Origin of the sequence: Pseudomonas sp. NyZ201 (assembly GCF_049860765.1) — a bacterium.
Lineage (GTDB): Bacteria > Pseudomonadota > Gammaproteobacteria > Pseudomonadales > Pseudomonadaceae > Aquipseudomonas > Aquipseudomonas bharatica.
Genome location: NZ_CP187557.1, coordinates 48,787 through 68,233, shown reverse-complemented (window position 1 = coordinate 68,233; position 19,447 = coordinate 48,787). Strand labels below are relative to the sequence as shown.

19 protein-coding genes are annotated in these 19,447 nt (G+C 63.9%); 6 read left to right on the top strand and 13 right to left on the bottom strand.

Annotation, left to right across the window (positions count from 1 at the left end; translation table 11 throughout):
• Window positions 1-69: 69 nt before the first annotated feature.
• Complete coding sequence (locus ACPFMA_RS00335; protein WP_425929496.1) at window positions 70-789, top strand: PA5502 family lipoprotein; 720 nt, start codon at window positions 70-72, stop codon at window positions 787-789.
• Between the two features lie 95 nt (window positions 790-884).
• On the opposite strand, the gene katE is transcribed toward ACPFMA_RS00335, so the two are convergent.
• On the bottom strand, window positions 885-3,023 hold the full coding sequence (gene katE / locus ACPFMA_RS00330) for a catalase HPII (protein ID WP_009401730.1): 2,139 nt from the start codon (window positions 3,021-3,023) through the stop codon (window positions 885-887).
• A 228-nt stretch (window positions 3,024-3,251) separates the two neighbouring features.
• Between katE and ACPFMA_RS00325 the strand changes: the two genes are divergently transcribed.
• From ACPFMA_RS00325 to ACPFMA_RS00315, 3 genes are read left to right on the top strand one after another with little or no spacing between them, the layout of a single operon-like run.
• Complete coding sequence (locus ACPFMA_RS00325) at window positions 3,252-4,259, top strand: methionine ABC transporter ATP-binding protein (RefSeq protein WP_064303921.1); 1,008 nt, start codon at window positions 3,252-3,254, stop codon at window positions 4,257-4,259.
• The gene (locus tag ACPFMA_RS00320) at window positions 4,259-4,930 is read left to right on the top strand and encodes a methionine ABC transporter permease (RefSeq protein ID WP_009401743.1); all 672 of its coding nucleotides are present in this window, start codon (window positions 4,259-4,261) and stop codon (window positions 4,928-4,930) included. Before ACPFMA_RS00325 ends, ACPFMA_RS00320 begins: the two co-directional genes overlap by 1 nt.
• Window positions 4,931-4,986: 56 nt before the next feature.
• Window positions 4,987-5,769, top strand: a complete 783-nt coding sequence (locus ACPFMA_RS00315; protein WP_064303922.1) for a MetQ/NlpA family ABC transporter substrate-binding protein — start codon at window positions 4,987-4,989, stop codon at window positions 5,767-5,769.
• 64 nt (window positions 5,770-5,833) lie between these two features.
• On the opposite strand, the gene ACPFMA_RS00310 is transcribed toward ACPFMA_RS00315, so the two are convergent.
• Genes ACPFMA_RS00310 through ACPFMA_RS00290 form a run of 5 tightly spaced genes read right to left on the bottom strand, consistent with a single transcriptional unit; the run spans window position 5,834 to window position 9,747 of the window.
• A complete protein-coding gene (locus tag ACPFMA_RS00310) occupies window positions 5,834-6,466 on the bottom strand; it encodes an SCO family protein (protein ID WP_425929495.1) in 633 nt (210 codons plus the stop codon).
• A complete protein-coding gene (cyoE, locus tag ACPFMA_RS00305; RefSeq protein ID WP_420058526.1) occupies window positions 6,463-7,362 on the bottom strand; it encodes a heme o synthase in 900 nt (299 codons plus the stop codon). Before cyoE ends, ACPFMA_RS00310 begins: the two co-directional genes overlap by 4 nt.
• On the bottom strand, window positions 7,347-8,429 hold the full coding sequence (locus tag ACPFMA_RS00300; protein ID WP_425929494.1) for a COX15/CtaA family protein: 1,083 nt from the start codon (window positions 8,427-8,429) through the stop codon (window positions 7,347-7,349). The genes cyoE and ACPFMA_RS00300 overlap by 16 nt, the downstream gene beginning before the upstream one ends.
• Before the next feature lie 9 nt (window positions 8,430-8,438).
• A complete protein-coding gene (locus ACPFMA_RS00295) occupies window positions 8,439-9,032 on the bottom strand; it encodes a hypothetical protein (RefSeq protein WP_425929493.1) in 594 nt (197 codons plus the stop codon).
• The gene (locus ACPFMA_RS00290; RefSeq protein WP_425929492.1) at window positions 8,998-9,747 is read right to left on the bottom strand and encodes an SURF1 family protein; all 750 of its coding nucleotides are present in this window, start codon (window positions 9,745-9,747) and stop codon (window positions 8,998-9,000) included. The genes ACPFMA_RS00295 and ACPFMA_RS00290 overlap by 35 nt, the downstream gene beginning before the upstream one ends.
• 60 nt (window positions 9,748-9,807) lie before the next feature.
• Here ACPFMA_RS00290 and ACPFMA_RS00285 point away from each other — a divergent pair, with 60 nt between their 5' ends.
• On the top strand, window positions 9,808-10,011 hold the full coding sequence (locus ACPFMA_RS00285) for a twin transmembrane helix small protein (protein WP_009401756.1): 204 nt from the start codon (window positions 9,808-9,810) through the stop codon (window positions 10,009-10,011).
• A 9-nt stretch (window positions 10,012-10,020) separates the two neighbouring features.
• Here ACPFMA_RS00285 and ACPFMA_RS00280 read toward each other — a convergent pair whose 3' ends face one another.
• From ACPFMA_RS00280 to coxB, 4 genes are read right to left on the bottom strand one after another with little or no spacing between them, the layout of a single operon-like run.
• Window positions 10,021-10,905 carry a cytochrome c oxidase subunit 3 gene (locus tag ACPFMA_RS00280; RefSeq protein WP_009401758.1) on the bottom strand — a complete coding sequence of 295 codons (885 nt, stop codon included), beginning with the start codon at window positions 10,903-10,905 and terminating at the stop codon, window positions 10,021-10,023.
• A 12-nt stretch (window positions 10,906-10,917) separates the two neighbouring features.
• Complete coding sequence (locus ACPFMA_RS00275) at window positions 10,918-11,487, bottom strand: cytochrome c oxidase assembly protein (protein ID WP_064302120.1); 570 nt, start codon at window positions 11,485-11,487, stop codon at window positions 10,918-10,920.
• A 15-nt stretch (window positions 11,488-11,502) separates the two neighbouring features.
• On the bottom strand, window positions 11,503-13,095 hold the full coding sequence (gene ctaD, locus ACPFMA_RS00270) for a cytochrome c oxidase subunit I (protein WP_009401764.1): 1,593 nt from the start codon (window positions 13,093-13,095) through the stop codon (window positions 11,503-11,505).
• A gap of 16 nt (window positions 13,096-13,111) precedes the next feature.
• Window positions 13,112-14,239 (bottom strand): cytochrome c oxidase subunit II, encoded by a 1,128-nt coding sequence (coxB, locus tag ACPFMA_RS00265; protein ID WP_425929491.1) that lies wholly within the window; start codon window positions 14,237-14,239, stop codon window positions 13,112-13,114.
• 370 nt (window positions 14,240-14,609) lie between these two features.
• On the opposite strand from coxB, the gene ACPFMA_RS00260 reads away from it, so the two are divergent.
• Entirely contained in the window at window positions 14,610-15,263 is a 654-nt protein-coding gene (locus ACPFMA_RS00260; RefSeq protein WP_009401767.1) for a hypothetical protein, read from the top strand.
• Window positions 15,264-15,372: 109 nt separating this feature from the next.
• Here the strand turns inward: ACPFMA_RS00260 and ACPFMA_RS00255 are convergent, their stop codons facing one another.
• The 3 genes from ACPFMA_RS00255 to ACPFMA_RS00245 form a co-directional block, all read right to left on the bottom strand.
• A complete protein-coding gene (locus tag ACPFMA_RS00255; RefSeq protein WP_425930635.1) occupies window positions 15,373-17,766 on the bottom strand; it encodes a TonB-dependent siderophore receptor in 2,394 nt (797 codons plus the stop codon).
• Between the two features lie 130 nt (window positions 17,767-17,896).
• The gene (locus tag ACPFMA_RS00250; protein WP_425929490.1) at window positions 17,897-18,865 is read right to left on the bottom strand and encodes a FecR domain-containing protein; all 969 of its coding nucleotides are present in this window, start codon (window positions 18,863-18,865) and stop codon (window positions 17,897-17,899) included.
• A 4-nt stretch (window positions 18,866-18,869) separates the two neighbouring features.
• Window positions 18,870-19,382, bottom strand: a complete 513-nt coding sequence (locus ACPFMA_RS00245; RefSeq protein WP_009401772.1) for a sigma-70 family RNA polymerase sigma factor — start codon at window positions 19,380-19,382, stop codon at window positions 18,870-18,872.
• Window positions 19,383-19,447: the final 65 nt, after the last annotated feature.

Genomic DNA, 19,447 nt, shown 5'->3' with positions numbered 1-19,447 from the left:
GAATGATGTTCCCGCCCACGGACTGGGTGTAGACTTGCTCGTTTTTCGCGCAAATAGAGAGTCGTAGGAATGAAGCCGTTCGCCTCCCGTTATCTGCTCCTTGCCGCGTTTTCCCTGATTCTGACCGCTTGCGCAGGCAAGCCGGTCGAAAGCGCCGCCGTGCCTGCCACGCCGGATGCCTGGCAGCAATTGCAGCAGAGTATCGCCAGCAGTGAACTGGCCACCGCCGAGGACCAGTTGGCCGCGTTGCAGGCCCAAGCGCCGGACGACAGCCGCCTCGAACAGTACCAGCGGCAATTGGCCGAGGCGTATCTGCAACGCAGCCAGATCGTCCTGCAGAAGGGTGATGTGAATGCTGCCGCCACCGCCCTGGCCCGCGCCCGTGCCCTGATGCCCAAGGCTCCGGCCCTGACCGGCGGCGTCAACGGTGCCATCGCCCAGGCGCGCAAGGCCGAGCTGGACCGTGCCGAAGCAGCGCTGAAAGCGGCCGAAGCCAAGCCGAAGGCCAAGGTGATCGACCCGACGGCGCCAAGCACCGTGATCGCCCTGGATATCCGGGATATCGGCAAGCTGCGTCGGCAGCTCGACGATATCGCCGACGATGTCGTCAACTACCAGTGCGAAGTGGTCTTCCAGGTGCCGCGCAAGGCCGATTATCCATGGCTGTCGACCCTGCTGGGCAAGCGGGTCAGCAAGCGTGATCCGGCCTTCGAGCTGCAGCAGCGCAGTGAGATTCACCGCAGCCAGCCGGCCCAGGTGGTCCTGACGCCGAAGCGCACCTACGAATAATCTGCGGACCTTGTGGGAGCGGGTTCACCCGCGATTGCGATGGTGGATCCACTACCGCAATCGCGGGTGAACCCGCTCCCACAAGGGGACGATGATCAGGCCGGAATGGCTTTAGCCGCAGCCTCCCGCTCCCACACCCGATGCTTGCCGATGGCCTGGGTGAACGCCTTGATCACCTTGGCATCATTCCCCGCCAGCAACCCGCTGTCTTCCTTGAGATTCAGGCTGTCGAACCAGGCTTTCGCCTCGGCATGCCCGGCCACCGGCTTGAGGTGCTTGTAGGCCTCGAGGATGTAATGGACCGCCACACCATCCCCTTGCAGCGCGTCGATCACCGCCTTGCCACCCGCCACCCAGACCGCGTCGAAGGCGATCGATGGCATGCCTTCCATCGACGCATCCACGGGCAAGGTCTTGCCATCGGCGGTTTTCACCGGCGCTGAAGTCGGCCCCAGCACCTTGATCTGCACGCTCTCGGCTTCCAGGGCCTTGGTCAGCTTGTCGGCCAGCCCGGCATCGACGCCATCGGCCACCAGCAGCGCCACCTTGCGCCCCTTGATGCTTTCGCCAAGGTGATTCATCTGGCTCAGCGCCGGCGAAGCCTTCAACGACAGTTCCGGCACATCCACCGTCCCGGCCTTCGGTGCCGGGAGGCCAAGCTTGGCCGCCACCTTCGCCGCCAGGTCCAGGTCGATATTGGCCAGGATCTCGTTCACCTCGCGCGCCCGGATGTGCTCACGCTCGACCTTGCCCAGCTCGAAGCTGTAGGCATTGACGATGTGCTCCTGCTCGTTCGGGCTCATGCTGCGATAGAACAACCGCGCCTGGGAGAAGTGGTCGCCGAAGGATTCGCTGCGCTGGCGGATCTTGTGCGCGTCGATGCGCTCCTGGTAAGACTCGAACCCGCCGTCCTGCGCCGCTGGCGGTGTTTCCTTGGGCCAGCCACCGTCGATGGAGTTGGGCTCGTAGGCCGCGCGCCCCTTGTCGATGCGCACACGGTGCATGGCGTCGCGCTGGCCATTGTGGTTCGGTGCGATGGGCCGGTTGATCGGGATTTCATGGAAGTTCGGCCCGCCCAGGCGGCTGATCTGGGTGTCGGTGTAGGAGAACAGGCGACCCTGTAGCAACGGGTCGTTGGTGAAGTCGATACCCGGCACGATATGCCCGGGGCAGAAGGCGATCTGCTCGACTTCGGCGAAGAAATTGTCCGGGTTGCGGTTGAGCACCATCTTGCCCAGCGGCGTCACCGGCACCAGTTCCTCGGGAATGATCTTGGTCGGGTCGAGCAGGTCGAAGTCGAACTTGTGCTCGTCGGCCTCGGGGACGATCTGCACGCCCAGTTCCCATTCCGGATAGTTGCCGGTCTCGATCGCTTCCCACAGATCGCGACGGTGATAGTCGGTGTCCTTGCCGGCGAGCTTCTGCGCTTCGTCCCAGAGCAGCGAGAGCACGCCCTGCTTGGGTTTCCAGTGGAACTTGACGAAGCTGGCCACGCCTTCGGCGTTGATCAGGCGGAAGGTGTGCACGCCGAAACCTTCCATGGTCCGCAGGCTTTTCGGGATCGCGCGGTCGGACATAGCCCAGATCACCATGTGCGCCGATTCGGGTACCAGCGAGACGAAGTCCCAGAAGGTGTCGTGGGCGCTGCCGCCGGTGGGGATCTCGTTATGGGGCTCGGGTTTTACCGCATGCACGAAATCGGGAAACTTGATCGCATCCTGGATGAAGAACACCGGCATGTTGTTGCCGACCAGGTCGAAGTTGCCTTCGTCGGTGAAGAACTTCACGGCGAAGCCGCGCACGTCACGCACCGTATCGCCCGAGCCACGCGGCCCCTGCACGGTGGAGAAACGCACGAAGACCGGGGTGATTTTCTCCGGATCCTGGAGGAAGCCGGCCTTGGTCAGTTCCGCGTGGTTGCCGTAGGACTGGAAGTAGCCGTGCGCCCCGGTACCGCGGGCATGAACGATGCGCTCCGGAATCCGCTCATGGTCAAAATGCGTGATTTTCTCGCGCATGATGAAGTCTTCCAGCAACGACGGGCCGCGCGGGCCGGCCTTGAGCGTGTTCTGGTTGTCGGCGATCTTCACGCCCTGGTTAGTACGCAGGGCCTGGCCAGTGGCGTCGCTGCGCACGGTTTCCAGGCTTTGCAACTTGGCATTGGTATTGGCGCGGTCCGGGGTGTCGGTTCCGGCAAGCTGGCTTTCCCGTGGCGCATCGTTCTTGCTAGGCATGGCTGGCGGTCCTCATCAGTTCCATCGCGGGGATGCCCGTTGGCGGGCTGTTTTGCTAGTGACCGGGGCCGCTTGGCTGGCGTTCCATCGGATTGACCACTGATCGCGTTATGCCTGCAGCAATGGACGATGACGAAATAAATGCTAAGAACCTCTAAACGAACAGGCTAAAATGCGCGACCGGCTAACCGCTGACCCCATTCCCATGCGCCCCACAAGGTTCGCTACGTGATCGAGTTCCAACAAGTCCACAAGACCTACCGCGTCGCCGGTAGGGACATTCCCGCGCTGCACCCCACGAGCCTGAGCATCGACAACGGCCAGGTGTTCGGCCTGATCGGCCACTCCGGTGCCGGCAAAAGCACCCTGCTGCGCCTGATCAACCGCCTGGAAGCGCCAAGCGGTGGCAAGATCATCGTCGATGGCGAGGACGTCACCGCCTTCGATGCCAACCAGCTGCGCGGCTTCCGCCAGCAGGTCGGGATGATCTTCCAGCACTTCAACCTGCTGGCCTCCAAGACCGTCGCCGATAACGTCGGCCTGCCGCTGACCCTGGCCGGCGAACTGTCGCGCAAGGAGATCGACGCCCGCGTCGCCGAACTGCTGCAACGCGTCGGTCTGTCCGAGCATGCGAAGAAGTACCCGGCGCAACTGTCCGGCGGGCAGAAGCAGCGCGTCGGCATCGCCCGTGCCCTTTCGACCCGGCCGAAGATCCTGCTGTGCGACGAGGCCACCAGCGCCCTCGACCCGCAGACCACCGCCTCCGTCCTGCAACTGCTGGCCGAGATCAACCGCGAGCTGAAGCTGACCATCGTCCTGATCACCCATGAAATGGACGTGATCCGCCGGGTCTGCGACCAGGTCGCGGTGATGGACGCCGGGCAGATCGTCGAGCAGGGCCCGGTTGCCGATGTCTTCCTGCATCCCAAGCACCCGACCACCCGGCGCTTCGTCCAGGAAGACGAGCAGGTGGATGAAGCCGAACAGCGCGACGACTTCGCCCACGTCCCGGGGCGCATCGTGCGCCTGACCTTCCAGGGCGATGCCACCTACGCGCCGCTGCTGGGCACCGTGGCCCGCGAGACGGGCGTCGACTACAGCATCCTGGCCGGCCGCATCGACCGCATCAAGGACACTCCATACGGGCAACTGACCCTGGCCGTCACCGGCGGCGACATGGAAGCGGCCTTCGCCCGCTTCACCGCGGCTGACGTTCATATGGAGGTATTGCGCTGATGGACGCCCTGAATTTCTTCGCCAACGTGGACTGGTCCGAGATCTGGCTGGCCACCGGCGACACCTTCATCATGCTGTTCGGTTCGCTGTTCTTCACCGTGCTGCTGGGCCTGCCCCTGGGCGTTTTGCTGTTCATGTTCGGCCCGCGGCAGATGTTCGAGCAGAAGGGCATCTACGCCGTGCTGTCGCTGGTGGTGAACATCCTCCGCTCGCTGCCGTTCATCATCCTGCTGATCGTGATGATCCCGGTCACGGTGCTGATCACCGGCACCTCGCTGGGCGTCGCCGGGGCCATTCCGCCGCTGGTGGTGGGGGCCACGCCATTCTTCGCGCGCCTGGTGGAAACCGCGCTGCGCGAGGTGGATCGCGGCATCATCGAGGCCACCCAGTCCATGGGCGCGACCACCCGGCAGATCATCATGAATGCGCTGCTGCCGGAGGCGCGGCCGGGCATCTTCGCCGCGATCACCGTCACCGCCATCACCCTGGTGTCCTACACCGCCATGGCCGGCGTGGTGGGCGCAGGCGGTTTGGGTGACCTGGCGATCCGCTTCGGCTACCAGCGCTTCCAGACCGACGTGATGATCGTCACCGTGGTCCTGCTGCTGATCCTGGTTCAAGTTCTGCAGAGCATTGGCGACAAACTGGTCGTCCATTTTTCCCGTAAGTAAAGGGTCGGCGTGACCGACACATCGGGGGCCGAGCGGCTCCCTCAAGGAGTGATGCAATGAAAAAGCTGTTCGCTGCCGTCGCCGCGTTCGCGGCCCTTTCCACCACTGCCGCCAACGCCGCGGAAACCCTGAGCGTCGCCGCCACCGCGGTGCCGCACGCGGAGATCCTCGAATTCGTCAAGCCGACCCTGGCCAAGGAAGGCGTGGACCTGAAAGTGAAGGTCTTCACCGACTACATCCAGCCCAACGTACAGGTCGCCGAAGGCCGCCTGGACGCCAACTTCTTCCAGCACCAGCCGTACCTGGATGAGTTCAACAAGGGCAAGGGCACCAACCTGGTGAGCGTTGCCGGCGTGCACATCGAGCCGCTGGGCGCCTACTCCACCAAGTTCAAGAAGCTGGACGAGCTGCCGTCGGGCGCCAACGTGGTGATCCCGAACGACGCCACCAACGGCGGCCGTGCCCTGTTGCTGCTGCAGAAGGCTGGCCTGATCAAGCTCAAGGACGCCTCGAACATCCTGTCGACGCCGAAGGACATCGCCGAAAACCCGAAAAACCTGAAGATCCGCGAACTGGAAGCCGCCACCCTGCCGCGCGTGCTGACCCAGGTCGACCTAGCGCTGATCAACACCAACTACGCGCTGGAAGCCAAGCTGAATCCTGAGAAGGATGCCCTGGTCATCGAAGGTGCCGACTCGCCTTACGTGAACATCCTGGTGGCTCGTCCGAACGACAAGGACTCCGATGCCATCAAGAAGCTGGTCGGTGCCCTGCACTCGCCTGAGGTGAAGCAGTTCATCCAGGAGAAATACAAGGGCGCGGTGATTCCGGCGTTCTGATAGTTCTCTATCGCTCTTGAGGGCCTCATCGCTTGCCAGCGATGAGGCCCCCAAATCCCCCACCTCAATCCCGCTTCACCAACTCCGGCAATTGCGCCACCAGCTTCTGGTTGTTGAACGGCGCCCGAATGAACCCCCGCTGCGCCCCATCCGGTCCGATCAGGGCCAGGTTGCCGCTGTGATCCACGGTGTACCCCGGCTTGCTGGTATCGGCCGGAATGAACGGGATACTCAGGGCATTGGCCAGCTTCTGCGTCGCCTCCAGCGAGCCGGTCAGGCCGCGGAAATCCTTGTCGAAATAGCCCAGGTATTGCTTGAGCTGGGCCGGTGTATCACGGTTCGGATCGACGCTGACCAGCACCACCTGCAACCGCTCCAGCGCCTCCTTCGGCAGCTCGCTCTTCACCTGGCGCAACTGCGCCAGCGTAGTCGGGCAGATATCCGGGCAGAAGGTATAGCCGAAGAACACCAGCGACCACTTGCCCTTCAACTGATCGACCCGCACCGGCTGGCCGTTCTCGTCGCTCATTTCCAGCTCCGGCACTGCACGGCTTTGCGGCAGCAGGATGATGCCGGCATCGATCAGTTCGGTCGGGTTGCCCTGGCCACGGCCGTTGAGCACCTTGTTGATGGTCAGCCCGAGAATCAACGCGACGAGGGCGACGAGGATAAAGACGGTTTTCTGGGTTCGAGTCATAGATTCAACAACAGGTAATGGTCTACGAGCAGCGCGATGAAGAGCAGGAACAGGTACCAGACAGAGTACTTGAAGGTCTTGATCGCAGCGTGCGGCCGAACGCCACGGTACAACACCCAGGCCCACTGCAGGAAGCGCAGCCCCAGCAGCACGGCGCAGGCAAGGTAGAGCGGCCCGCTCATATGGATGGCGAACGGCAGCAGGCTCACCGCAAGCAATACGCAGGTGTAGAGCAGGATGTGCACCTTGGTGTAGTGCTCGCCGTGGGTGACCGGCAGCATCGGGATATCCGCCTTGGCGTACTCGGCCTTGCGGTGGATGGCCAGGGCCCAGAAATGCGGCGGGGTCCAGGCAAAGATGATCAGCACCAGCAGCAGCGGTTCGGCGCTCAGATGACCGCTGACCGCCACCCAGCCAAGCAGCGGCGGGGCCGCACCAGCCAGGCCGCCGATCACGATATTCTGCGGCGTGGCGCGCTTGAGAAAGCCGGTGTAGATCACCGCATAGCCGAGCAGCGAGGCCAGGGTCAGCCACGCGGTGAGCGAGTTGGTGAAGGTCAGCAGCAGCACCATGCCGAGCACCGCCAGCAACAGCGCGAACAGCAGCGCCGGCACCGGAGCGACCCGGCCCTCGGCCAGCGGCCGCTTGTGGGTACGGGCCATCAGCGCATCGATGCGCCGATCCACCACATGGTTGACCGCCGCCGCCGCCCCGGCACACAGGCCGATGCCGAGGTTGCCGAACAGCAGCACCGTCCAGGGTACGCCCGCCCGGGTAGCGAGGAACATGCCGACCAGCGAGGTTATCAGCATCAACACCACCACCTTGGGCTTGGTCAACTCAAGGTAGTCGCGCCAGCCGGTGTCGAGCTGACGTTCACTCAGGTGCGTTGCCATGGATTGCCTCCCAGGTAGTGAAAGTCACCGGCCAGGCGCAACGGCGTGAGCCGCCAGCCGGGACTGACCCTGCGTGCCCGTGGCTGCAGGGCCGGACGGGTGCGGTAGTTGACCAGCACTATGGTCAACAGGAGACCGGCGCCACCGGCGTTGTGTGCTACGGCCACGACCAGTGGCAGGTGGAACAGCACGTTGCTGATACCCAGGCCGACCTGCAGGAACAACGCCGCCACTACCAGTTTCGCCAGCCGCCGCAACCCGACCCGGTGCAGTTGCCAAGCCAGGGCCAGCAGTACGCAGGTCACCAGCAGCGCGCCGAGGCGGTGGGTGATATGGATGGCGGTGCGCGCCTCGCTGTCGAGCTGGCCGCCGAGGTAGTTGGGGCCGATATGCTGGGTCAGGTGGAAGCCGTTGGCGAAGTCCGCCTGCGGCCACCATTCACCGTGGCAGGTAGGCAGGTCGATGCAGGCCACCGCCGCGTAGTTGGCGCTGACCCAGCCGCCCAGGGCGATCTGCCCGATCACCAGCATCAGCGCCACGGCCGCCAGCCGGCGCACCCTGCGCGGCAGCCCGGGCAGCGGCATATAGGCCCGGGACAGGCGCAGGCTGAGCAGGAACAGCAGGCTCAAGGTCGCGAACCCGCCCAACAGGTGCGCCGTGACCACCTGCGGCCACAGTTGCAAGGTCACCGTCCACATGCCGAAGGCGGCTTGCAGGAACACCACACCGAGCACCAGCAACGGCAGGCGGTAGGGTTGCCCGTCGCGCCCGTGCCGGCGCAGCGCCTGCACCGCCAGCATGGCGATCACCAGGGCCAGGGTGCCGGCGAAGTAACGGTGGACCATCTCGTTGCGGCCCTTGTGGGCTTCGACCGGCGAATCGGGGAAATGCAGTTCGGCATGGGCCAGTTGCGCCTCGGTCTTGGGCACGCTGATAAAGCCGTAGCAACCGGGCCAGTCGGGGCAACCAAGGCCGGCGTGGGTCAGGCGGGTATAGGCACCGAGCAGCACCACCAGCAGCGCCAGTCCGGTGGCGAATACGGCAAGGCGATATCCGGGACGGGTCATGGCGGGCTCCTAGCCGATATTGGACAGTTTGAGCAGGTGGCGCAGGTCGTTGAGCACATCCTTGCCCTTGACCTTCGCGTCGTAACGCAGCACCAGGTTGCCGTGGGGATCGACGATCCACAGTTGCGCCTCGCTACGGTTCGGCGCGACCGCGCCATAGCGAGCGGCATCCAGCGGATAGCGCTGGAGCTGGGGGTATTCGCTCTCCAGCCTGGACAGGTAGGCGCCGCTCACCGGCTCGCTGCTGGCCAGGGCATGACCGGCGCGGCTGGCATCGCGGCCCAGGCCGATGTTGATCTGCCGGGCCAGGTAGACCAGTTGCTGGCAATCGACACTGCAGTCCTTCGGCGCACTCACCAGCAGTTGCCAGCGCTCGGCCGGAGCCTGCACGCCAAGGTCGGCCAGCCCCAGGCCGTTGCCGATCATCTCGCCGTGATAACTGCGCCCCTCCGGCACCCAGAACTGCAATTTGTACATGCCGGTGGCGAGTATCATCGGCCCGATCACCACCAGCAGGATCAGGATCAGTTGCAGGCGGCCCTTGGCACGATTCCTTGGTGGCCTGCCCTCAGACATGTCGAGTGGACCCGTGGCGACGCCCATGAGGTTTCTCCTTTTTATTGTGTCGATGCCAACCGAAGTAGAGGTAAAGCGCGATCAGGGCCGTGGCCAGGGCAAACCACTGCACGGCGTAGCCCAGGTGTTTTTCCGGGCCCAGGGGCACCAGGGGCCAGTCCACCCGGTAACTGGCCGGCCCCGGCTCCAGGCGCAGTTCGTGGGGGTAGCCGGCGCGGGCCAGTTGTTGCCACAGGTGCGCCGGCTCGGCGCTGTTGAGCAGGCGCGGGAAGTCGCCGTCAGGCGCATCGGCGCGCAGCAGGAAGCTGGCGCCCGGCGCGATATAGACCCAGGCCGTCAGGTCGAGGGTGTGTGCCGGAGTGTCGAAGCTCGCCGGTACCCGCCGGTCCGGCCATGGCAGCCAGCCGCGATTGACCAGCCACCAATGCCCGCTGGACTCATCGAAGAAAGGTTGCAACAGCTCCACGCCAGCCTTGCCGTCGCGCATGCGGCTATCGAGGAGAATGCTGTGCTGGCCGTCGAAATGGCCGTGCAGATGGACGCGGCGGTAGGCCGGATCAGCCTGGTCCTCCAGCACTTTCCCGGCTGGCACGGGCGCCTCGACTTCGCGCTCTGCATACACATTCAGCAGCGCACGCTTCTGCTCAGCGCGACCGAGCTGCCAGAACCCCAGGCCGACCAGCACCGGCAGCAACGCCAGCACCACCAGGGTCGGCACCAGGCCGGGACGAAAGGCGCTCATCGAGCCCCCATGAAGGCTGCCGCTATACTCGAATGCATCACGTCCCCCGGAGATGTCGCCATGCTCAAAGCCGCGATCGTTGTGATGTTGCTGGCTACCGTCGCCAGCCTCTTCAGCGGCCTGGTGTTCCTGGTCAAGGACGACGAGAACTCCACCCGCCTGCTCAAGGCCCTGACCGTCCGTGTCTGCCTGGCCGCCGTGACCCTGGGCCTGATCACCTGGGGCTTCGTCAGCGGCCAACTGGTGTCGCACGCCCCTTGGTGATTCCTGCCTTCACAGCACGTAGACGAAGATGAACAGCCCCACCCAGACCACATCGACGAAGTGCCAGTACCAACTGGCCGCCTCGAAGCCGAAGTGCTTGTCCGGGTTGAAATGGCCCCTCAACACTCTCATCAACATCACGAACAGGATCAGGGTGCCCATGGTCACGTGGGCACCGTGGAAGCCCGTGAGCATGAAGAAGGTCGCACCGTAGATCCCGGAACCGAGGGTCAGGCCAAGCTTGGTGTAGGCCTCGTGGTACTCGTAGGCCTGCAGGACGAGGAAGGCGATGCCCAGGACCACGGTCAGCGCCAGCCAGAATTTCAGCGGGCCACGATGGTCCTTGCGCAGGGCATGGTGGGCGATGGTGATGGTCACGCTGGAGCTGACCAGCAGGATGGTGTTGATCAGCGGCAGGTGCCATGGATCGATCACTTCCCTGGGCGGCGGGAACAGCTTCGGATCCGGCGTATGCAGCAGCGGCCAGGTGAACTCGAAGTTCGGCCAGAGCATGTGCGCCACGCCCTTGGCCCCTTCGCCGCCAAGCCACGGCCCCGACATGTGCCGCACATAGAACAGCGCGCCGAAGAAGGCGATGAAGAACATCACCTCGGAAAAGATGAACCACGACATCCCCCAGCGGAACGAGCGGTCCATCTGCGGGCTGTACAGGCCGGCACGGCTTTCCTTGATCACCGCGCCGAACCAGCCGAACAGCATGTACGCGAGGAACAGCGCACCGACGAAGAAGATCAGCGGCCCGTGGCTATCGCGCCCGGCCTTCATGTCGTTGAACCAGGTGGCGAGGCCGAACACCGTGATGAACATGCCGATGGTGGCAATGATCGGCCACTTGCTTTGCGCCGGGACGTAGTAGTGATCGTGAGAGGCCATGGATTGTTCTCCTTATCGGGCGCTCTGCGGGTTCGGGTGGGTCACCTGGGCGACCGGCGGCTGGCGAGCGGTGATATCGAACAGCGTGTAGGCAAGGGTCAGGTGTTTCACATCCTTGGGCAGGTCGCGGTCAACGATGAACCGCACCGGCATCTCGATGCGCTCACCCGGCTGCAGCACCTGCTGGCTGAAGCAGAAGCACTCGGTCTTGTGGAAATACGCCGCCGCTTCGGCCGGGGAAATGCTCGGGATGGCCTGGGCAGTCATGGGTTTGTCGGTGGGGTTGTGGGCGACGAAGATCATCTGGTTCACCGCCCCCGGGTTGACGTCGATCTGGTCGGCGGTGGAGTAGAAGTCCCAGACCATGTCGATGGCGTTGGTCGAGAGGAACTGCACCTTCACCGAACGCGCCGGGTCCACCTGTTGCGTACCCTGGTATTGCCCGCCGGTCTTGCCGTTGATGCCGAAGGCCCGGCACATCACGTCGTAGATTGGCACCAGGGCGAAGCCGAAGGCGAACATCACCACCGCCAGCAGCAGCAGGCGGCTGACCAGGCGCTTGATCGAGATGCCCTCGCTCATGACCGCAGCCCTCCTTTATTTCACTTCCGGCGGCGTCTGGAAGGTGTGGTAGGGCGCCGGCGACGGAATCGTCCACTCCAGGCCATCGGCGCCATCCCACGGCTTGGCCGGCGCCGGCTCGCCGCCGCGGATGCACTTGATGACGATGAACAGGAACAGCAACTGGGTGGTGCCGAACATGAAGGCGCCGATCGAGCTGATCATGTTGAAGTCGGCGAACTGCAGGTTGTAGTCCGGGATCCGCCGCGGCATGCCGGCGAGGCCGACGAAGTGCATCGGGAAGAACGCCAGGTTCATGCCGACGAACGACAGCCAGAAATGCAGCTTGCCGAGGGTTTCGTCGTACATGTGCCCGGTCCACTTGGGCAGCCAGTAATAGGCCGAGGCGAAGATGCCGAAGATTGCCCCGGGCACCAGCACGTAGTGGAAGTGGGCGACCACGAAGTAGGTGTCGTGGTACTGGAAGTCCGCCGGGGCGATGGCCAGCATCAACCCGGAGAACCCGCCGATGGTGAACAGGATGACGAAGGCGATGGCGAACAGCATCGGCGTCTCGAAGGTCAGCGAGCCTTCCCACATGGTGCTCACCCAGTTGAACACCTTCACCCCGGTGGGCACGGCGATCAGCATGGTGGCGTACATGAAGAACAGCTCGCCCACCACCGGGATACCGACCACGAACATGTGGTGCGCCCAGACAATGAACGACAGGAAGGCGATCGCCCCGGTGGCGTAGACCATCGAGGTGTAGCCGAACAGCGGCTTGCGCGAGAACGCCGGGATGATCGAGCTGACCGCGCCGAAGGCCGGCAGGATCATGATGTACACCTCGGGATGCCCGAAGAACCAGAACACATGCTGGAACAGCACCGGGTCACCGCCACCGGCGGCGCTGAAGAAACTGGTGCCGAAGTGGATATCCATCAGCATCATGGTCACCACCCCGGCCAGCACCGGCATCACCGCGATCAGCAGGAACGCGGTGATCAGCCAGGTCCAGACGAACAGCGGCATCTTCATCAGGGTCATGCCGGGGGCGCGCAGGTTGAGGATGGTGGCGATCACGTTGATCGCGCCCATGATCGAACTGATGCCCATCAGGTGAATCGCGAAGATGAAGAAGGTCACGCTTTCCGGCGCGTAGGTGGTCGACAGCGGTGCGTAGAAGGTCCAGCCGAAGTTCGGTCCGCCGCCGGGCATGAACAGGGTCGAGACCAGCAGGCCGAAGGCCGCCGGCAGCAACCAGAAGCTGAAGTTGTTCATCCGCGGCAGGGCCATGTCCGGGGCGCCGATCATCAGCGGGATCATCCAGTTGGCCAGGCCCACGAAGGCCGGCATCACCGCGCCGAAGACCATCACCAGGCCATGCATGGTAGTCATCTGGTTGAAGAATTCCGGCTGGACGATCTGCAGCCCGGGCTGGAACAGCTCGGCGCGGATCACCATGGCGAAGGAGCCGCCCAGCAGGAAGGCGCAGAAGGCGAACCACAGGTACATCGAGCCGATGTCCTTGTGGTTGGTCGTCAGCACCCAGCGCATCAGGCCCTTGGCCGGGCCGTGGGCATGGTCATGCCCGGCATGACCGTGGTCGTCGATCACTGTGCTCATGTCCTGTCTCCTCGGCTCATTTGCTTTCCGCCTGCTTGATCGCCAGCACGTCTTTCGGCGTGACCATGTCGCCCTTGTTGTTGCCCCAGGCGTTGCGTTCATAGGTGACGACGGCGGCCAGATCGACTTCCGAGAGTTGCTTGCCGAACGCCGCCATGGCGGTGCCGGGCTTGCCGTGGAACACCAGGTTCAAGTGATCTTCTTTCGGGCCGGTGGCGATCTTCGAGCCCTTGAGCGCCGGGAACATCGGCGGCAGGCCCTGGCCTTCGGCCTGGTGACAGGCGACGCAGGTGGTGTGGTAGACCTTGTCGCCGCGCTCGACCAGCTCTTCGAGCGTCCATTCCTTGCTGGTCAACTCCTTCAGCTTGGCCGCCTCGGCCTTGCGCTCGCCAAGCCAGGCGTCGTAGTCCTCCTTGGACTTGACCTCGACCACCACCGGCATGAAACCGTGGTCCTTGCCGCACAGCTCGGTGCATTGGCCGCGGTAGATGCCGGGTTTCTCGACCCGGGTCCAGGCCTCGTTGACGAAGCCGGGAATGGCGTCGCGCTTGACCGCGAAGGCCGGTACCCACCAGGAGTGGATCACGTCGGCGGCGGTGACCAGGAAGCGCACCTTGGCACCCACCGGCAACACCAGCGGCTGATCGACTTCGAGGAGGTAGTGTTCGTCCTTGGGCGCCTTGCCGTGGATCTGCTCGGCAGGCGTCGCCAGGTTGCTGAAGAACTCGACGTCCTGGCCCAGGTATTTGTAGTGCCATTTCCACTGGTAACCGGTGACCTGGATATCCACGTCCGATTCGCTGGCATCGTAGATATCGATCAGCGTTTTGGTCGCCGGAATGGCCATGGCCACCAGGATCAGGAAGGGCACCACGGTCCACATGATTTCCACCCAGGTGTGCTCGTGGAAATGCGCGGGCTGCTGGCCGGTGGAACGACGGTGGATGATCATCGACCAGAACATCGCACCGAATACCACGAGGCCGATCACCACGCAGATCCAGAAGATGGTCATGTGCAGGTCGAACACGGCATTGCTGACTTCGGTCGCCCCCGGGGCCATGTTCACGGTCCAGGCGGCCTGCGCCGGAGCGATCACCGACCACAGCAGCAGCCCCATCCAGGCGTGTGGATGTCGCTTCATTGCGGGTTCCCCTTATCGTTCTTGTTATCCCGGAGGCAGGGCCTACGGCAGGGGGCACGGCGTCAAGACTGCGGACTTCGACGGCGGCCCCCCGCTGCACTGCAGGCGGGGCCTCATCAGCCAGACTTCATTCAAACCGGAGTATAGACAGGGGTCGAAAGCGCGCAACGACGCGGCGGAAAAGGACTGGCGAGCCTTAAGCGATCAGCGCGAAATGCTGTAAGACATTGACTTATAAGGATGATGGCACAGTGATATAACGCAAGTAGACAAAAGTGCATAAGCGTTATGAGAAATACGTCTTAGGCGATAACAAAATAGGACTAATTTAGTGGTTTCCGTTTTGTCACTGGCTGTCCCTGGAGTTGTCATGAACATTGCCGCATTGCGCGAGCAGATCACTCAAGCACAAGAACACGAGGCCAAGACCGGCCAACTAAAATCCCAACTTGCAGTGCAATTGCCCCACCTTCACCCGCTGATCCAATTGCCCGAGCAGGATGCCCAGGGTGCGTTGAACCGTTTCGTCAACGCCTACATCGATCAGGTACCCGAGCTGCTGGAAGCCGCCAATACCGTTGCCCGCGAAGCCGGAATCGAATCGCAGATCAAACCGGTGCTGAAAATCGCCGAAGCGTATTTCATCACCCCGCCGCAGATCATGACCGGGCATGTCGGCCTGGACAGCCTGCTGGACGAAGCCTACCTGGCGCACCGCCTGGTGGAAGAAGTCAACGACCTGTACATCAAGCATTTCCAGCAGCCGCTGATCCCCCTGGACACCACGGTTGCCAACCTGATTGCCCATCAACTCATCGGCGAGGAATTCGCCAACCAGCTGGATGAAGTGGTCCATCACTCCCTGGACAACATGCTCGACGACGAGAGCTTCGCCCTGGAATCGGTGGAAGCCTATCGCGAGAAGCTGAGCAGCCCTGAAACCGGCGCGGCATGGAAACGCTGGCCTTGCCTGTCGCGGCAGCTGGGGGTGGGGTTGGAGCTGGGTCAGCAGCAACCCGCCTAGGAGCAGGCACGACGAACCCTGTGGGAGCGGGTTCACCCGCGATTGCGGTGGCGAATCCACTGGCGCAATCGCGGGTAAACCCGCTCCCACACAGTCTCCGCTAGCTCAATTACCAGTTGTAACTGAGCGTCCCCAGCACCGTCCGCTCTTCACCCCAGTAGCAACGCCCGGCATTGTTGCAACCGGCCACATACTCCTGGTCGAACAGGTTGCGTGCGTTCACTTCCGCCGACCAATGCGCATTCAGCTGATAGCCGACGGTCGCATCCACCAGGGTCACGTCACCGGTATCCAGCTTCCCGTACAGCGATGGGCTGGTGTAGGCGAAGGTGCTGTCGAAGTGGCGCACGCCCGCGCCCAGCTTCAGCCCTTTCAGCTGTCCGTCGAGGAAGCGGTAGGTTCCCCATACCGACGCCTGGTTGCGTGGTACGCCAGTCACCTGATGATCCTCCAGCAACGACCCCGCCACGTCCTTGGTCACCCGCGAGTCGGTGTAGGTGTAGGCCGCCGTCACGTTGATGTTGGCGGTGATGTCGCTGTTCAGTTCCAGTTCCACACCCTTGGCCCGGCTGCGTCCGACATTGCGGTAGTCGCCGGTGACACTGTCGTAGAGCGAGTCATCCTTTTTGCGCAGGTCGTAGACCGAGGCACTGACCAAGGTGTTCCAGCCCTTGGGCTCGTACTTCAAACCCACTTCGTATTGCTCGCTGAGGGTCGGGTCCAGCGGGCCGGACGCACTCGACACCTGCTGGGTCGGGTTGTAGGCGGTGGAGTAGCTGACATAGGGCGAGACGCCGTTGTCGAACTGGTACATCAACCCGGTCTGCCAGGTGAACTGGCCGTCCCAGTAGTCGAGATCGGCCGGCGCATTGAGGGTGCCGCGACGGTTGCGGTACTCGCTGTTGACCCGGTCATAGCGCCCGCCGAGCAGCATGACCCAGTTGTCCAGGCGGGTCTGGATCTGGCTGTAGACGCCATACATGGTCTGTTCCAGCAGCGCGTCCTGCACCCGCGTCGACGTCACCGGATCGCCGGTATAGACCGGATCGAACACGTTCACCCGGCCACCGAAGCCGGCGTTCCAGTCCTGGTTGAACGAAGTACGGTCGAGGCTGGCACCGACCAGCAGGGTGTTCTCCAGCGCACCGAGGTCGAAGTGGCCCTCGACCTGGTTGTCCAGCGAGTAGGCGATGGACTTGTTGTAGCGGTCATAGGCGGTGTTGGTCACGGTGGTGCCGAAACCGCCATTGTCCAGGCTGCCCGGCCAGATCTCCTGGCGGTCGATGCGCGATTGCATGTAGCGCGAGTTCTGCCGGTACTGCCAGTCATCGTTGAACTGATGATGGAATTCGTAGCCGAGGGTCCACACCTCCCGTTCGAAGTTGTCCCAGTCCGGATTGCCCAGCAGGGCGTGCTTGCTGATCTTGCCATTGGGGTTGTGCAGCAGGGTGCCGGCAGCCGGATAGCCCAACTCCATCAGGGTGCGGTCGCGCTGGTAGGTGGCCAGCAGGGTCAGGTCGTTCTGTTCATCGAAGTTCAGGGTCAGGGACGGCGCGATGTAGATCCGGTCATCCGGCTGATGGTCGACCTGGGTCCCCGACTTGCGCCCGAGCAGCACCAGGCGGCCCAGCACATTGCCGTTGTCCGTCAGCGGTCCGGACACGTCGATGCCCAGCTGGCGGCGCTCGTTGGAGCCGTAGCTCAGTTGCACTTCGCCGCGCGACTCGGCCGTGGGCCGCTTGCTGACCATATTGACGACACCACCCGGCGCGTTTTCACCGTAGAGGATCGAGGTCGGGCCGCGGAACACTTCGATGCGCTCAAGGCCGTAAGGCTCGCTGGTGGTGTCGTAGCGGTTGCCCTGCACCCGCAGGCCGTCGCGCAGCAAGCCGTAGCCATAGTCGGTGGCGTTGAAGCCACGGATGAAGAACAGGTCGCCGGCGCCGCCGTCACCGGCCGCGAACGGCGGGGCGAAGATGCCCGGCACATAGCCGAGCACTTCGGTCAGGCTCTGGGACTGCTGGTCTTCCATGCGCTGGCGGGTGACCACCGATACCGAACGCGTGGTATCGGCCAGGGCGGTGCTGGTCTTGCTCGCCGTCGCCGAATGGGTCGCGCGGTAGCCCTTGTCGTCCTGGCCGTAGCTGTCGGCCAGGCCCTGGGCGTTGATCGAGGTGGCGTCGAGCTGCACCGAGTCACCTTGCGGCGCCGGCTGCAGCACGTAGCCACTAGCACCCTGCGGTACGGCCACCAGCCCCGAGCCACCGAGCAACAGCAGCAGCGCCTGTTCGACGCTGTAGTCACCGTCCAGCCCGGCGCTGCGCTTGCCGGCCGCAAGGTTGTCGCTGCCCGCCAGGTAGATCCCGGCCTGGCTGCTGAAGTCATTGAGCACGGCGCTCAGGCTGCCGGCCGCGACATGGAAGGTCTGCACCCGGGTGCTGGCCTGGGCGGCCTGGACGGCGGCAGGCAGCAGGGCCAGCGGAGCGAAGGTGAGGAAGGTCATCGGCACGAGGGCCAATACGCAGGAGCGGGGCGACGACATGGCAGTCCCTGTTGTGTTCATGGGGTCAATGAGAGGGTTCTGCGGTTGAACCGGACGACGCGCAAAAAAGGGAACCACCCGCCGAAAAAACTCAGGCGGGCTCGACCGTTACCCACCAGTCGGTCATGCGCTTGACCCGGATCGGCAGCGCCGCTTCCAGCAGACGCAGGGCGTGGTCGGTGTCATCGAGGGGGAAAGTGCCCATCACCGCGAGGCTGGCCAGCTCCGGATGCAGGCCGAGGTGACCGGGGCGATAGCGGCCCAGCGCATCGATCAGATCGGCCAGGGGCATGGCCTCGGCAGTCAGCCGGTTGCGAATCCAGGACTCGCCAGCGGCCTGGACCGGCGCAGCAGGCGAGATGGCCAACGCCGAGAAATCGACGCGCTGTCCAGCCTCGACCAGCGTGCGGTTGCCCGTACGGGTGAAAAGCTCGACCTGGCCCTGGTACACGCTGAGCCGGGCATTGCCCTCGGCGTAGCGCAGCGCGACGCGGACCGGCGTTGCCGCCATCTGCAACAGGCCGGCGCCGGTTTCCATCAGCAGCGGGCGGCGGTCCTGCACCGTCGAGTGCAACAGGACCTCGCCGAAACGCAGGTCGAGCAGGCGCTGGCGGCCATCGAAGCGGGTATCGACCGCCGTTTGCGCACCCAGCCACAGGGTGCTGCCGTCGGCCAGGGCGATCTTGCGGTTCTCGCCGGTGCCGGTATGCAGGTCGGCGGTCCAGCCATTGCGCGAGGCGGCCTGCCAGCCACCGAAGCCGGCCATCGAACCCAGCGCCAGCACCAGCATGGACTTCACCGTCTGCCGGCGACCCAGGCGTGCCGGATGTCGTTCGCGCAGTACCCGGCCAGCGCGCTCGCCTTCGTTGCGCAGCGGTGCGAAGCGCTCGCCGACGCGCTCCATATAGCGCCAGGCGGCCTGGTGTTCGGCATGCTGGTCAAGCCAGGACTGCCACTGTTCGCGAACGCCGTTCTGGTCGCCTTCTTCCAATAGCCGCACATACCACTGGGCGGCATGTTCAAGGCTGGCGTGGCTGAGCTTTTCATGGGTTGCGCGCATCGCCTTACTCCACCAGCACGCCGTCGAGCTCGGCTTCGAGCACGGCACAATGCAGGAACGCCTGGGCCATGTATTTCTTGACCATGCGCTCGCTGACCTCCAGCCGTTCGGCGATCACCCCGTAGGTGATGCCCTCGACCTGGGCCATCAGAAACGCCTCGCGAACCTTGGCAGGCAGGCGCATCAGCATGGCATCCACTTCCGCCAGGGTCTCGATCAGCAAGGCCGTATGCTCGGCGGAAGGCTGGACTGCCTCGGGCCGGGCCACCAGGCTCTCGCGCCAGGCCCTTTCCAGTTGGGCGCGGCGCCAGTGATCGATGCACAGGCCCTTGGCGATGGTCGCCAGGTAGGAGCGTTCGCCGGTCTGGTTGTCGAACTCGAGCGGCCGGCGCAGCACGCGCAGGAAGGTGTCATGCAGCAGATCCGCGGCATCCCAGCCATTGCCGAGGCGGCGACGCAGGAACAGCAGCAGCCAGGGGGAATGTTTAACGTAGAGGGTCTGGGCAGGGGAGGACATGAAGGATCCGCGCAGGAGGATGCAAATGGTATTGATTCTTGATAGTAGGTGAGTGATGGCACCGC